Origin of the sequence: Micromonospora sp. RP3T (genome assembly GCF_003027925.1) — a bacterium.
Lineage (GTDB): Bacteria > Actinomycetota > Actinomycetes > Mycobacteriales > Micromonosporaceae > Micromonospora.
Window position 1 is genome coordinate 14,656 of sequence record NZ_PYPS01000013.1, and the last position, 14,292, is coordinate 28,947.

Genomic DNA, 14,292 nt, shown 5'->3' on the forward strand with positions numbered 1-14,292 from the left:
GTGCCGGTGACCGGTCGGGCAGGCTGGTCCACGCTTGAGACGGGCCCCGGACCGGGGCGCAAGAGGCGAGGAGCGCGACATGTGGCGAGGGCTGATCGAGGCGTACCGGAACCGGCTGCCGATCACCGACGCCACTCCGGTCGTCACGCTGCACGAGGGGAACACGCCGCTGCTGCCGGCCCCGGTGCTCTCCGCCCGGGTCGGCGCGGACGTGTGGCTCAAGGTCGAGGGCGCGAACCCGACCGGCTCGTTCAAGGACCGGGGGATGACGCTCGCGGTCTCCAAGGCGGTCGAGGACGGCGACAAGGCGATCATCTGCGCCTCCACCGGCAACACCAGCGCGTCGGCCGCCGCGTACGCGGCCCGCGCCGGGATCACCTGCGCCGTGCTGGTGCCGCAGGGCAAGATCGCGCTGGGCAAGCTGGCCCAGGCGCTGGTGCACGGCGCGAAGCTGCTCCAGGTGCAGGGCAACTTCGACGACTGCCTGGCGCTGGCCGGCAAGCTCGCCCAGGACTACCCGGTCGCGCTTGTCAACTCCGTGAACGTGTACCGGCTGCACGGCCAGAAGACGGCCGCCTTCGAGATCGTCGAGGCGCTCGGTGACGCGCCGGACATCCACTGCCTGCCGGTCGGCAACGCCGGCAACATCACCGCCTACTGGATGGGCTACTCCGAGGACCTGCACGACGGCAACGCCACGAAGGCCCCCCGGATGTTCGGCTTCCAGGCGGCCGGCGCGGCCCCGATCGTCACCGGCCAGGTGGTGCCCGAGCCGTCGACCATCGCCACCGCCATCCGGATCGGCAACCCGGCGAGCTGGACGAAGGCGGTCGACGCGCGGGACGCCTCCGGTGGGCTGATCTCCTCGGTCACCGACCGGGAGATCCTCTCGGCGTACCGCCTGCTGGCCCGCGAGGTGGGCGTCTTCGTCGAGCTGGGCAGCGCGGCCAGCGTGGCCGGCCTGCTCCAGCAGGCCGCCGCCGGCCAGGTGCCGGCCGGGTCGCGGGTGGTGTGCACGGTCACCGGCCACGGCCTGAAGGACCCGGAGTGGGCCATCTCGACCGCCCCGGCGCCGGTGACCATCGCCAACGACGCCCTCGCCGCCGCCCGCTCCCTCGACCTGGCCTGAACCCACCCGCCCCGCAGATGGGGAGCGGGACCGGGTGCGGCAGACTCAAGGCACCCCGCAGACCCCTTCCCAGGAGTGACCAACGCCCATGTCGTTGCTCGCCAGATTCAGTCTTGCCAACCGGGGCCTGATCGCCCTGATCGCGTTGGTGACCGCGGCGTTCGGCGCGTTCGCCGTGCCGTCGCTGAAGCAGCAGCTGTTGCCCTCGCTGGAATTCCCCGCGGCGTTCATCGTGGCGCCCTACCCGGGCGCCGCCCCCGAGATCGTCGAGTCCCAGGTCGCCGAGCCGATCGAGAACAGCCTCCAGGGCATCCCGGGGCTGGAGAAGGTCACCTCCACCTCGCGCGAGGGCGCGGCCACCGTCCAGGTGCAGTACGAGTTCGGCACCGACCTGGACGACGTGGTCAACAAGATGGAGACCGCGATCAACCGGGCGCGGCTCCCGGAGGGCGTCGACCCGCAGGTGATCGCCGGCAGCACCGACGACCTGCCCGCGGTGGTGGTCGCCGCGACCGGCGACGGCGACGAGCGGGCGCTGGCCGAGAAGCTGCGCGCCACCGTGGTGCCGGAGCTGGAAGGGCTGGACGGCGTCCGTTCGGTGGACGTCACCGGCGCCCGCGACCAGGTGGTGGCGATCACGCCCGACCCGGCGAAGCTGGCCGCGGCCCGGGTGGCCCCGACCGCCATCGCGTCGGCGCTGAAGTCGAACGGCGTGGCGGTGCCGGCCGGCGCGCTTGCCGACGGCGACCGGTCGCTGCCGGTGCAGGTCGGCACGCCGATCCGTACGGTGGACGACCTGCGGGGCATCGTGCTCACCACCGCACCGGCCGCGCCGGTGCGCCTCGGTGACGTGGCGAGGGTGGAGCAGCAGCTCGCCCCGGCGACGTCGTTCACCCGCACCAACGGCAAGCCGAGCCTGGGCATCGCGGTGACCGCCAGCCCGGACGGCAACGCGGTCGGCATCTCGCACGACATCCGCGACCGGCTGGCCGAGTTGCAGACCGCCTCCGGCGCGGAGCTGACAGTGGTCTTCGACCAGGCCCCGTTCGTCGAGCGGTCCATCGAGAGTCTCACCACCGAGGGCCTGCTCGGCCTGCTGATGGCCGTGGTGGTGATCCTGGTCTTCCTGCTCTCCGTCCGGTCCACCGTGGTCACCGCGGTCTCCATCCCGCTGTCGGTGCTGGTCGCGCTGCTCGTGCTCTGGGCCGGTGACTACTCGCTGAACCTGCTCACGCTGGGCGCGTTGACCATCGCGGTCGGCCGGGTGGTGGACGACTCCATCGTGGTGCTGGAGAACATCAAACGGCACCTGGAGTACGGCGAGGAGAAACGCGCCGCGATCCTGGCCGCGGTCCGCGAGGTGGCCGGCGCGGTCACCGCCTCCACGCTGACCACGGTCGCCGTCTTCGCGCCGATCGCCCTGGTCGGTGGCTTCGTCGGGCAGCTCTTCGCGCCGTTCGCGATCACCGTGACGGTGGCCCTGCTCGCCTCGCTGCTGGTGTCGCTGACCGTGATCCCGGTGCTGGCGTACTGGTTCCTCCGGCCGCGTCGCGGCGCGGACGACGAGGCCGCCCGTCGCGCCGCCGAGGAGAAGGAGCTGCGCAGCCCGCTCCAGCGGGCGTACCTGCCGGTGATCGGCTTCGCCACCCGGTCGAGGAAGAGCCGGTGGGCCACCGTGGCGCTCGGCCTGCTGGTGCTGCTGGGCACGTTCGGCCTGGCGCAGAAACTGGAGACCAACTTCCTGGACGACTCCGGCCAGGACACCCTGGCCATCCGGCAGGAGATGCCGGCCGGCACCGGGCTCACCGGCACCGACCGGGCCGCCGCCCGGGTCGAGGAGGTGCTGAAGCGTACGCCGGGCGTGGAGACCTACCAGGTCAGCGCCGGTGGCGGGGACAACCCGTGGGCCGGGGGCGGCGGCAGTGACAGCGCCTCCTGGTCGCTGGCGCTCTCCGGCGACACCGACGCCAAGGCGGTGCGGGAGACGCTGCGCAAGGAGTTCGACGCGCTCGGCCCGGAGGTCGGCGAGCTGACCTTCGGCGGCGGGCAGGACGCCTCGGCCAACCAGGTCGAGGTGGTGGTGCAGGCCGCCGACCAGGAGACGCTGACCCGGGCGGCGGAGGAGGTCCGGGCCGCGATGGCCCGCACCTCCGGCGTCGAGGACGTCACCAGCGGCCTGGCCACCCGGGTGCCCCGGGTCGAGGTGACGGTGGACCGGGTCGCCGCGGCCCGCGCGGGTCTCACCGAGGCGGCCGTCGGGCAGCTCGTCGCGCAGACGTACCGGGGGGCGCCGCTGGGCCAGGTCACGCTGGACGGCACGGCACAGGACGTGGTGCTGAGCAGCGGGGCGAAGCCGCCGCTGAGCGTGGCGGAGCTGCGGGCGCTGCGGGTGGGCCCGGTGCCGTTGGACGCGATCGCCGACGTCAACCAGGTCGACGGGCCGCAGCAGGTGACCCGGATCGACGGCGAGCGCAGCGTCTCGGTGACCGGCACGGCCACCGGCTCGAACCTCGGCGCCACCACGGCCGAGCTCCAGAAGAAGCTGGACGCGCTGGACGTACCGGGTGCCACGTACGTCATCGGCGGGGTGAGCGCCGACCAGGCGGACGCGTTCGCGGACCTCGGCCTGGCGGTGCTGGCCGCCATCGCGATCGTCTTCCTGATCATGGTGGCCACGTTCCGCAGCCTGACCCAGGCGCTGATCCTGCTGATCTCGGTGCCGTTCGCGGCGACCGGCGCGATCGCGCTGTTGCTGGCCACCGGGACGCCGCTGGGCGTGCCGGCGCTGATCGGCGTGCTCATGCTGGTCGGCATCGTGGTGACCAACGCGATCGTGCTGCTCGACCTGATCAACCAGTACCGGGCACAGGGCATGGGCGTCACCGAGGCGGTGGTCGAAGGCGGCCGGCGCCGACTGCGACCGATTCTGATGACCGCGGTCGCCACCGTGTTCGCGCTGCTGCCGATGGCGTTCGGGCTGACCGGTGAGGGCGGGTTCATCTCGAAGCCGCTGGCGATCGTGGTGATCGGCGGTCTGCTCAGCTCGACGCTGCTGACGCTGGTCCTGGTGCCGACGCTCTACACCATGGTCGAGCGCACCAAGGGCTCGGTCCGGGACCGCCGGGACCACCGCCGGGGCGTGCCGGAGCCGACCGTCCCGACCGAGCCGGCCGAGCGGGCCGAGGCCCCCGCGCCGGTGACCGTCGGCGGCGGGGAGGGTCCGACCGAGCCGCCGGCCCGCCCGTCCGGGGCGCTGGTCGACGGCACGGACCAGTTCGAGGTGCTCCGGCTGCCGAAGAGCCGCCGTTCCCCGCTTCCCCCCACCGAGTGAAAGGCGGGGGCCCCGCTTAACGCTTTCTGCATAAGCGGGGCCCCCGCCTAACACCTCCCCCCGGCAAAGCCTCGCTGAGCGGTACGCTCGGTGAGCTGGTGCCTACTTTGGGTGCGGGGGCGCGATGGCGGACGGCAGGGGTCGGTGGGGTCGCCGAGCGCTGCTGCGCCGGTCGGCGCTGCTGCTCGGCGGCGCCGCGCTGGGTTCCGCCGCGACACTGGAGAGCACGTGGGTGGCCGACCGCCGGCTGCCGCTGGCCGGCGGCCCGGCCAGCGCGACGCTCGGCAACCGCCGCCAGGACGTCGGCGGGGGCGGCGTGCAGGTGGTGTGGGGTGTCCGCACCGGTGAGCCGCTGGTGGCGCTGACGTTCGACGACGGGCCACGCCCACAGTGGACGCCGATGGTGCTGGACACGCTGGCCGAGCACCGGGTGCCGGCCACGTTCTTCCTGGTCGGTGAGCGGGCCCGCCGGCACGCCGCGCTGGTGCGCGGCCGGATGGGCGGCCACGAGGTGGGCAACCACAGTTGGGCGCACCACGACCTGGCCCGGATGGACGCCGCGACGGTCCACGACGACCTGCGCCGCAGCCACGACGCGATCACCGCGGCCACCGGCTCGGCGCCCCGGCTGCTCCGCCCGCCCTGGGGGCACCTGGGCGGGGCGGTGCTGTACGCGGCGGCCCAACTGGACTACCGGCTGGTGCTCTGGACACTCCAGATGGTGGAGAGCGAGTTCCCGCACGACCCGGCCGGACACGCCCGGCGCATCGTGGCCGACGTGCGACCCGGCACCATCCTGCTCGGTCACGACGTCGGCGATGAGCGGCGGCTGGTCGCGCTCCGCGGCCTGCCCGACATGATCGCCGGGCTGCGGGCCCGGGGCTACGCGTTCGTCACCGTTTCCGACCTGCTGCGTCGCACCACCGCCCCGGGAGCCGCCCGATAGGGTGCCGGCGTGTCACCCACCCTCTCGGTCCTCGTCCGCAACCGCGACTTCCGCCACCTGTTCCTCGCCGAGCTGGTGGTCTTCGGCGCCGACTGGTTCGTCATGGTGCCGCTGCTCGTGCTGCTGCCGGAGTTGACCGGCAGCGGGATCTGGGGCGCGCTGGTGCTGGCCGTGGACACCGGCACCACCGCCCTGCTGCTCCCGTACGCGGGCACCGTCGCCGACCGGTTCGACCGCCGCAAGGTGATGATGGCGGCCAACGTGGCCGCGTTCGCCGGCATTCTGCTGCTGCTCGGTGTGCGCGGCGCCGGGACCGCCTGGCTGGCGCTGCTGGCCATCGCGGTGGTGGCCGTGGCGAAGGCGTTCTACTCGCCGGCCGCCCAGGCCGCGCTGCCCAACGTGGTCGATCCGGTGGACCTGGCGGCGGCCAACGCGGTCGCCGGCTCGGCCTGGGGCACGATGGCGGTGGTCGGCGCCTCGCTCGGCGGCATCCTGAGCGCCGCCGCCGGCCCGTACGCCTGCTTCTGGGTGGCCGCGGCGGGCCTGGCCGGGGCGGCGGCGTTGGCCGCGCTGATCCGGCGGCCCCTCCAGGCGCCCCGGGACCCGGCGGCGGGCGTGCCGCGCCCCTCGGCGGCGATCCGCGAGGCGCTCGGCTACATCGCCCGCCGGCCGCGCGTGCTCGCCCTGGTGACGGTGAAGTCGGCGGTCGGCCTGGGCAACGGCGTGCTGACCGTCTTCCCGCTGCTGGCCGGCGTGTACGGGGTCGGGGCGGTCGGCGCCGGTCTGCTGTTCGCCGCCCGGGGCGCCGGCGCGCTGGTCGGCCCGATCCTGATGCGCCGGGTGCTCAGCAACCGGGCCTGGCTGCTCACCGGCCTGGCGCTCTCCATGTCCACGTACGGGCTGGCCTACCTGGGGGCCTCGGCGGTGTCCTGGTTCCCGCTGGTGCTGGTGCTGGTCTTCCTGGCCCACCTCGGGGGCGGCAGCAACTGGGTGCTGTCCAACTACGCGCTCCAGGGCGAGGTGCCGGACCGGCTGCGCGGCCGGGTCTTCGCCACCGACATGATGCTCGCCACGCTGGCCATCGCGCTCAGCCAACTGGTGGTGGCGCTGGTGGTGGACCGGGTGGACGAGCGCACCGTGCTGGCCGGCTGCGGCCTGGTCACCGTGGTCTACGCGATCGGCTGGCGGTTCGCCACCCGGCGCCTGTCGCTCACCGACCCGGCGCGGCCGCCGGCCGGTTGACCGGGGGTGCTGCCGGCCGGCGTGATGCTGGCGTTCCACGGCGGCGAACGGGTAGGGCGGGACGGGCGGCCCGTCCGGCGGTCCCACGCTGCGGGCGGTCCGCCGCGGTGTCGGTGCCAGGCCCTAGCATGAGCCGGTGCCGACGACTTTCGCCTCCGGTCCGGTCCGGGTCCGGGTGCCCGCGACCAGCGCCAATCTCGGCCCCGGTTTCGACGCGCTCGGGCTGGCCCTCGGCCGGCACGACGACGTGACGGCCGAGGTGACCGGCGGCGGCGTCCGGGTGGCGGTCACCGGCGAGGGCGCCGGTGAGCTGCCGGCGGACGACCGGCACCTGGTGGTGACCGCCATGCGGGCCGCGTTCGACGTGCTGGGCGCGCAGCCCGCCGGCCTGGCGCTGGAGTGCGTCAACCGGATCCCGCAGGCCCGCGGTCTCGGTTCGTCCTCGGCGGCCATCGTGGCCGGGGTGCTGGCGGCCCGCGCGCTGGTGGTCGACGGCGGGCAGCGGCTGGACGACGCGGCCGCGCTGCGCCTGGCGGCGGAGCTGGAGGGGCATCCGGACAACGTGGCCCCGTGCCTGCTCGGCGGCTTCACGATCGCCTGGACGGAGCCGTCCGGCGCCCGGGCGGTCTCGCTGCCGGTGGCGTCCGCCGTCCGGCCCACCGTCTTCGTGCCGGCCGAGCGGGGCCTGACCGCGGCGGCCCGGGCCGCCCTGCCGGCCTCCGTGCCGCACGCCGACGCCGCGGCCAACGCGGGTCGGGCCGCGCTGCTGGTGCACGCGCTGACCGTCGACCCGGCGCTGCTGCTGCCGGCCACCGTCGACCGCCTGCACCAGGAGCAGCGGGCCCCGGGGATGCCGGCCAGCGCGCGGCTGGTCGCCGCGCTGCGTGCGGCGGGTGTGGCTGCCGTGATCAGTGGGGCGGGCCCGACCGTGCTGGCGCTCTCCGACGTGCCGGCGGGCTTCGAGCTGGGAACAGAATGGCGCAGGTGGGAGTTGCCGACAGATGTCAGCGGAGCCCGGGTTTTCCGGGGTACACTTTGACACGCCGAGCGGGACCCTGTTGCCGCAGGTCGGAAGAGTTGATTACCCTCTAGACCGAGCACAGCCGCGAAGCATGCGATCTTCCTGCGGTTCGGCGCACCCCCGAAGCTCTCGGCGGTCAGCCCGCCACCCCTGCCCAAGGCCCACGCCGCACCGCAGTTTCCGCAGGTCGCCGCAGACGGCGAGACCTGCTCACCGAGGTTGGTGAGTCGGGAGACCGCCCTGCTGCTGTGTTACAGACTCCCGCGACGCGTCCATGCGAGGCGGGTGCACCGAGGCCGCCCGGCCACCTGGTTCCACGACCCCGGGCAGCCCCGGCCTATCGAGGGAAGGAATCCATTGAGCGACACCACCGACGTGACGTCGGATGTTTCCAACGTCGCTGGCGATGCCACCACCGCCGCCCCCACGCGCCGTCGGCGTAGCGGCACCGGCCTGTCGGCGATGCTGCTGCCGGAGCTCCAGAGCCTGGCCGCGTCGCTCGGCATCTCTGGTACGGCTCGCATGCGCAAGGGCGAGCTGATCAGTGCGATCACCGAGCGGCAGGGCGGCGCCGCCGCCGGTACCCCTCGACCGCGGGCCGAGGTAGCGGCCGCGGCGGCTCCCGCACGCGAGGAGGTGCACGCCGAGGTCCGTGAGGAGCGGGCCGAGACCGGGCGTCGTCCCGCCGAGCAGGCGCCGGCCGCCGAGGCGACCGAGGGCCGCACCCGTGGCCGCCGTACCCGGACCGCCACCGCGGCCACCGAGGCGCGTCCGGCCGAGGCACCCGCGGTGGAGGCGCCCGCCGAGACCGGCGAGCGTGCCGAGCGCGGTACCGAGCGTGCCGAGCGCGGCGGCGAGCGGACCGAGCGGGGTGCCGAGCGGACCGAGCGTGGCGGCGAGCGTGCCGATGGCGGCGGCGAGCGCGACGAGCGTGCCGAAGGCCGGGGCCGCGACCGGGGCGACCGCAACGACCGGGGCGAGCGCACCGACCGCAATGACCGGGGCGAGCGCACCGACCGCAACGACCGGGGCGAGCGTGCCGAGCGGGGCGACCGCAACGACCGGGGCGACCGCAACGAGCGTGCCGACCGGGGCGAGCGTGCCGAGCGGGGCGAGCGCAACGACCGGGGCGAGCGCAACGACCGGGGCGAGCGCAACGACCGGGGTGACCGGGGTGACCGCAACGACCGGGGCGAGCGTGCCGAGCGGGGCGACCGGAGCGACCGCAACGACCGGGGGCAGCGCGCCGAGCGGGACAACCGCGACAACCGCGACAACGACGACGACGACGAGGGCGGCGGCCGGCGGGGCCGGCGCAGCCGGTTCCGGGACCGTCGGCGTGGCCGCGGCGAGCGGGGCGAGAACGGCGACGGCGGTGCCGTCCGCGAGCCGCAGGTCGGCGAGGACGACGTGCTCGTCCCGGTGGCCGGCATCATCGACGTGCTCGACAACTACGCCTTCGTCCGGACCACCGGCTACCTGGCCGGCCCGAACGACGTGTACGTCTCGATGTCCCAGATCAAGAAGTACGGCCTGCGCCGCGGTGACGCCATCACCGGCGCGGTGCGGGCGGCCCGGGACGGCGAGCAGCGGCGCGACAAGTACAACCCGCTGGTCCGGCTGGACACCATCAACGGCATGGAGCCGGACGAGGCGAAGCGCCGGCCGGAGTTCTACAAGCTCACCCCGCTCTACCCGCAGGAGCGGCTGCGGCTGGAGACCGAGCCGCACATCCTGACCACCCGGGTCATCGACCTGGTCATGCCGATCGGCAAGGGTCAGCGGGCGCTCATCCAGTCGCCGCCCAAGGCGGGTAAGACGATGGTGTTGCAGGCGATCGCGAACGCGATCACTCGCAACAACCCGGAGTGCCACCTGATGGTGGTGCTGGTGGACGAGCGGCCCGAAGAGGTCACCGACATGCAGCGGTCGATCAAGGGCGAGGTCATCGCGGCCACGTTCGACCGTCCGCCGCAGGACCACACCACGGTGGCTGAGCTGGCGATCGAGCGGGCGAAGCGTCTGGTCGAGCTGGGGCACGACGTGGTCGTGCTGCTCGACTCGGTGACCCGGCTGGGTCGGTCGTACAACCTGGCGGCGCCGGCCAGCGGCCGGATCATGTCGGGTGGTATCGACTCCACCGCGCTCTACCCGCCGAAGCGCTTCCTCGGCGCGGCCCGCAACATCGAGAACGGCGGCTCGCTGACCATCATCGCCACGGCGCTGGTGGAGACCGGGTCCATGGCGGACACGGTCATCTTCGAGGAGTTCAAGGGCACCGGCAACGCCGAGCTGAAGCTGGACCGGAAGATCGCCGACAAGCGCGTCTTCCCGGCGATCGACATCAACCCCACCGGTACGCGCAAGGAAGAGGTCCTGCTCGCGCCGGAGGAGTTGGCGATCATCCACAAGCTCCGCAAGGTGCTGCACTCGCTGGACTCGCAGGCCGCGCTCGACCTGCTGCTGGACCGGCTCAAGCAGTCCCGTACCAACATCGAGTTCCTGATGCAGATCGCGAAGTCCACTCCGGGCGAGTGACCTGACGGACCGACGACGAGGGGCACGGCCACCGGCCGTGCCCCTCGTTCGCGTACGTGACCCCCGGGCCTGCTGAAGTTTTTCTACGGTTCAGCCGCGAGGTATTGAAACTTCTGTTCAGGGTCGGGTTGACTGTCGTCCATGCGACTACGCAGTCGATCCATCCGTTCCGCCGGCGTCCTGCTGCTGACGCCGCTGCTCACCCTCACCGCGCCGATGCCGTCGGCGGCGGCGGCCACCCCGTCGACCCCGGCCGCGGCGACCCCCACTGGCACGGCGGCCGAGGACGCGCCGGCCGCCTCCTCCCGACCCGAGTCGGCGGTCACGCTGGCCGCGGTGGAACCCGCCGGTGGCCTGGAGACCGCGAAGACCACCCGGCCGGTCGCGCCCGGTCTCGACCTGACCTCCTTCGACAGGTACGACGCCGCCGGCTGGCTGCGGGCCGACGCGCTCACCGCCGACCTGTCCGGCGGGCTGACAGTGGACTACGTCAACTCCGGCGCGGTCACCCGGGACGAGCCGCTGCGGGCGGCGGTGGACCGGTCCCGCGCCGTGGCGGCCGTGAACGGCGACTTCTTCGACATCAACAACTCCGGTGCCGCCCAGGGCGTCGGCATCCGTTCCGGCGAGCTGGTGCAGTCGCCGGTCACCGGGCACCCCAACGCGGTCGGCATCAGCGCCGGCGGCATCGGCCGGGTGGTCGAGGTCGGCTTCGAGGGCACCGCCGCGCTGCCCGCCGGCCCGGTGCCGCTGACCCAGTTCAACAACATGGTGCAGCGCGACGGCGTGGGCGTGTTCACGCCGCTCTGGGGCGCGTACCCCCGGCAGCGCGCGGTGGACGGCGCGGCGCGGGTGGTCGAGGTGACGGTGACCGGCGGGCGGGTGGCCACGGTCGCCACCACGGCGGGGGAGGGGCCGATCCCGGCCGGCAGCACGGTGCTGCTCGGCCGGGAGGCCGGGGCGGACGCGCTCGCCGCGTTGCGTCCCGGCGACGCGGTGGACCTGTCCTGGCGTCCGCGCGCCTCCGACGGCGGCGACCTGCGCGCCGCGGTGGGCGGCGGGAACGTGCTGGTCCGGGACGGCGTGGTGCAGAGCATCGCCGACCAGTCGCTGGCCCCGCGTACGTCGGTCGGCTTCTCCGCCGACGGACGTCGGATGATCATGCTGACGGTGGACGGCCGGCAGGTGGACAGCCGTGGTGTCACCCAGACCGAGATGGGCCGGATGATGGTCGAGCTGGGTGCCGCGAACGCGCTCAACCTCGACGGCGGCGGCTCCTCCACGCTGCTGGCCCGGGAGCCCGGCGCGGCGGCCGTCCAGGTGGAGAACAGCCCCTCCGACGGCAGCGAGCGGCCGGTGCCGAACGGGCTGGCCGTCTACGCGCCGAAGGGCAGCGGCCGGCTCACCGGGTACTGGCTGGAGACCGCGAGCGACCCGACCGCCGCGCCGGGCGTCGCCCCGGTTCGCGGCGGCCGGCCGGACCGGGTCTTCCCGGGCCTCACCCGCCGGCTCACCGCCGCCGGTCACGACGAGACGTACGGGCCGGCGGCCGGCGAGCCGCGCTGGCGCGCCACCCACGGCCGGGTGGACGGCGACGGCATCTTCCGGGCCGGCAGCCCCGGCCGGAGCACCGTCACCGCCGCGCGCGGGCGGGCCCGGGGCACGCTCGACCTGACCGTGCTCGGCCCACTGGCGCGGATCGACGCCACCGTCGACCGGGTCGGCCTCGACGGGGCCGGCGACACCGGCCTGTTCGGCGTGGTCGGCTACGACGCCGAGGGCAACACCGCGCCGATCGAGCCGGCCGACCTGACGCTGGAGTACGACCACGACCTGCTCTCCGTCACCCCCACCGCCGACGGCAACCTGTCCGTGACGGCGCTCGGCGGGTCCGGCTCGGCGCTGGTCACCGCCCTAGTCGGCGGGCACCGCACGGTGCTGCCGGTGACGGTCGGGCTGACCGACGTGCCGGTGGCCGGCTTCGACGACGCCGCGTCCTGGCGGTTCAGTCAGGCCCGGGCCGCCGGCGCGGTCGCCCCGGCGGACGGGCACACCGGCACCGGCCTGAAGATGTCGTACGACTTCAGCCAGTCCACCGGCACCCGGGCCGCGTACGCCGACCCGCCGGCCTGGATCGACGTGCCCGGCCAGCCGCAGGCGTTCGGGATGTGGATCAGGGCGAACGGCACCGGCGAGTGGCCGAGCCTGCACCTGCACGACGCGCAGGACACCCAGTTCGTGCTGCGCGGCCCGTACCTGGACTGGACCGGCTGGAAGTACGTCGAGTTCGCGGTGCCGCCCGGCGTGCAGTACCCGGTGCGGGTGCGCCGGTTCTACGTGGCCGAGACCGACCCGGCGAAGCAGTACCGCAGCGAGGTGGTGATCGACGACCTGGTGGCCCGGGTGCCGCCGGACGTGCAGGCCCCGCCGGAGCCGAACCGCACCGACCGGGTGGTGCTGCGCGACGGCACCGTCGACGGCGCGCCCTGGCGCTTCGCGGTGCTCTCCGACGCCCAGTTCGTCGCCGCCGACCCGGACAGCGAGCTGGTCGCCCAGGCCCGCCGTACGCTGCGCGAGGTCCGCGCCGCCCGGCCGGACTTCCTGATCATCGACGGCGACTTCGTGGACACCGCGTACCCGGCGGACTTCGCGCTGGCCAAGCGGATCCTGGACGAGGAGCTGGGCGGCGAGGTGCCCTACCACTACGTGCCGGGCAACCACGAGATCATGGGCGCCCCGATCGACAACTTCCGCAGCGTGTTCGGGGACACCACGCGTGTCTTCGACCACCGGGGCACCCGGTTCCTCACCCTGAGCACGGCCAGCGGCTCGCTGCGCGGGGGCGGCTTCGACCAGGTGGAACTGCTGCGCCGGACGCTCGACGAGGCGGCTGCCGACCGAGCCGTCGGCTCGGTGGCGGTGCTGTTCCACCACCCGCCGCGCGACCCGGGCCCGGTCAAGGCCAGCCAACTGGGGGACCGGAAGGAGGCCGCGCTCGTCGAGCAGTGGCTGGCCGACTTCCAGCACCGCACCGGAAAGGGCGCGGTGATGGTCAACGGGCACGTCGGCACGTTCCACGCCGACCGGGTGGACGGCGTCCCGTACGTGATCAACGGGAACGCGGGCAAGGACCCGTCCACCCCGGCCGGGCAGGGCGGTTTCACCGGCTGGACCGAGTTCGGGGTGGACCCGGTCACCGCACGGGAGGCGGAGCGGGCCCGCCGTGACCCGCTCGCCGAGGGGCCGGAGTGGGTGGCCGCGGAGACGCACGCCCACGTCGACCGGCTCGCGCTGGACGCGCCGACCCAGGTGCGCCTCGGCGCCCCCGCGGCTGTCGTCGCCACGCTCACCCAGCCCGGCGGCCGGCAGGTGCCGGTGGGGCCGCCGGTGAGCGCCGACTGGGCGGGCTCGCCCAACCTGCACGTCGGCGGCGCGACCGGGGTACGCCCGTGGCACGTGGCCCGGTTCGACCCGTCGACCGGTCAGCTCACCGCGCTACGTGCCGGTGCACGGATCCTGCTCACGGTCACCGTCAACGGCGTCCGCGCCGAGGCCACGGTGACCACCACCGCGGCGGCGCAGGCGCGCCCCGCCGCGTAGGTCCCCCGGCCGGGCTCCTCGTCCTGGGGGAGGAGCCCGGCCGGCGGGGCGCGCATGCCCCGGGGGTGGGCGGGAATGCGGGGAGGTGGTCGGGCGTTGTGGCGGGCGGACCTGCTGTGCCGGCCGGCCGACGCCCATGGCACACTGGTCAATCGGCCACCGGTTCCGGTTCACGCCCGAGCCCGTCACCACGACGGGGCACACCGACGGCGACCCGGCGACCACCCACGAAAGGACCGAGGCGACATGAAGCCCAACATCCACCCGGAGTACGCGACCACCGAGGTCCGCTGCTCCTGCGGCAACACGTTCACGACCCGCAGCACCGCCAAGGGCGGCGCCATCAGCGTCGAGACCTGCAGCGCCTGCCACCCGTTCTACACCGGTAAGCAGCGCGTGCTGGACACCGCCGGTCGGGTCGCGAAGTTCCAGCAGAAGTACGCCAAGGTTCAGGCCAAGAAGGCCAAGTAGCTCCGTCGACGACG

Annotated in this window: 8 protein-coding genes; all 8 read left to right on the forward strand. The window is 74.2% G+C overall.

The genetic code is table 11. The features are described 5' to 3' along the window. Window positions 1–79 precede the first annotated feature (79 nt). On the forward strand, window positions 80–1,129 hold the full coding sequence (gene thrC, locus C8054_RS12635; RefSeq protein WP_107156977.1) for a threonine synthase: 1,050 nt from the start codon (window positions 80–82) through the stop codon (window positions 1,127–1,129). Window positions 1,130–1,217: 88 nt separating this feature from the next. Beyond that, complete coding sequence (locus C8054_RS12640) at window positions 1,218–4,460, forward strand: efflux RND transporter permease subunit (protein WP_107156978.1); 3,243 nt, start codon at window positions 1,218–1,220, stop codon at window positions 4,458–4,460. A 124-nt stretch (window positions 4,461–4,584) separates the two neighbouring features. Beyond that, complete coding sequence (locus tag C8054_RS12645; protein WP_107156979.1) at window positions 4,585–5,406, forward strand: polysaccharide deacetylase family protein; 822 nt, start codon at window positions 4,585–4,587, stop codon at window positions 5,404–5,406. 9 nt (window positions 5,407–5,415) lie between these two features. Then, window positions 5,416–6,648 (forward strand): MFS transporter, encoded by a 1,233-nt coding sequence (locus C8054_RS12650; protein WP_107156980.1) that lies wholly within the window; start codon window positions 5,416–5,418, stop codon window positions 6,646–6,648. Between the two features lie 136 nt (window positions 6,649–6,784). Then, window positions 6,785–7,687 carry a homoserine kinase gene (gene thrB, locus C8054_RS12655; protein WP_107156981.1) on the forward strand — a complete coding sequence of 301 codons (903 nt, stop codon included), beginning with the start codon at window positions 6,785–6,787 and terminating at the stop codon, window positions 7,685–7,687. A 339-nt stretch (window positions 7,688–8,026) separates the two neighbouring features. Next, window positions 8,027–10,207, forward strand: coding sequence for a transcription termination factor Rho (gene rho / locus C8054_RS12660; RefSeq protein ID WP_107156982.1), 2,181 nt, complete (start codon window positions 8,027–8,029; stop codon window positions 10,205–10,207). 141 nt (window positions 10,208–10,348) lie between these two features. After that, the gene (locus C8054_RS12665; RefSeq protein ID WP_107156983.1) at window positions 10,349–13,807 is read left to right on the forward strand and encodes a phosphodiester glycosidase family protein; all 3,459 of its coding nucleotides are present in this window, start codon (window positions 10,349–10,351) and stop codon (window positions 13,805–13,807) included. Window positions 13,808–14,053: 246 nt separating this feature from the next. After that, complete coding sequence (rpmE, locus tag C8054_RS12670) at window positions 14,054–14,278, forward strand: 50S ribosomal protein L31 (protein WP_073828674.1); 225 nt, start codon at window positions 14,054–14,056, stop codon at window positions 14,276–14,278. The last annotated feature ends 14 nt before the right edge of the window (window positions 14,279–14,292 follow it).

Bases quoted from the DNA above. Each gene is read 5' to 3' on its own strand.
- thrC (WP_107156977.1), top strand. From the start codon at position 80: ATGTGGCGAGGGCTGATCGAGGCGTACCGGAACCGGCTGCCGATCACC.
- C8054_RS12640 (WP_107156978.1), top strand. From the start codon at position 1,218: ATGTCGTTGCTCGCCAGATTCAGTCTTGCCAACCGGGGCCTGATCGCC.
- C8054_RS12645 (WP_107156979.1), top strand. From the start codon at position 4,585: ATGGCGGACGGCAGGGGTCGGTGGGGTCGCCGAGCGCTGCTGCGCCGG.
- C8054_RS12665 (WP_107156983.1), top strand. From the start codon at position 10,349: ATGCGACTACGCAGTCGATCCATCCGTTCCGCCGGCGTCCTGCTGCTG.
- rpmE (WP_073828674.1), top strand. From the start codon at position 14,054: ATGAAGCCCAACATCCACCCGGAGTACGCGACCACCGAGGTCCGCTGC.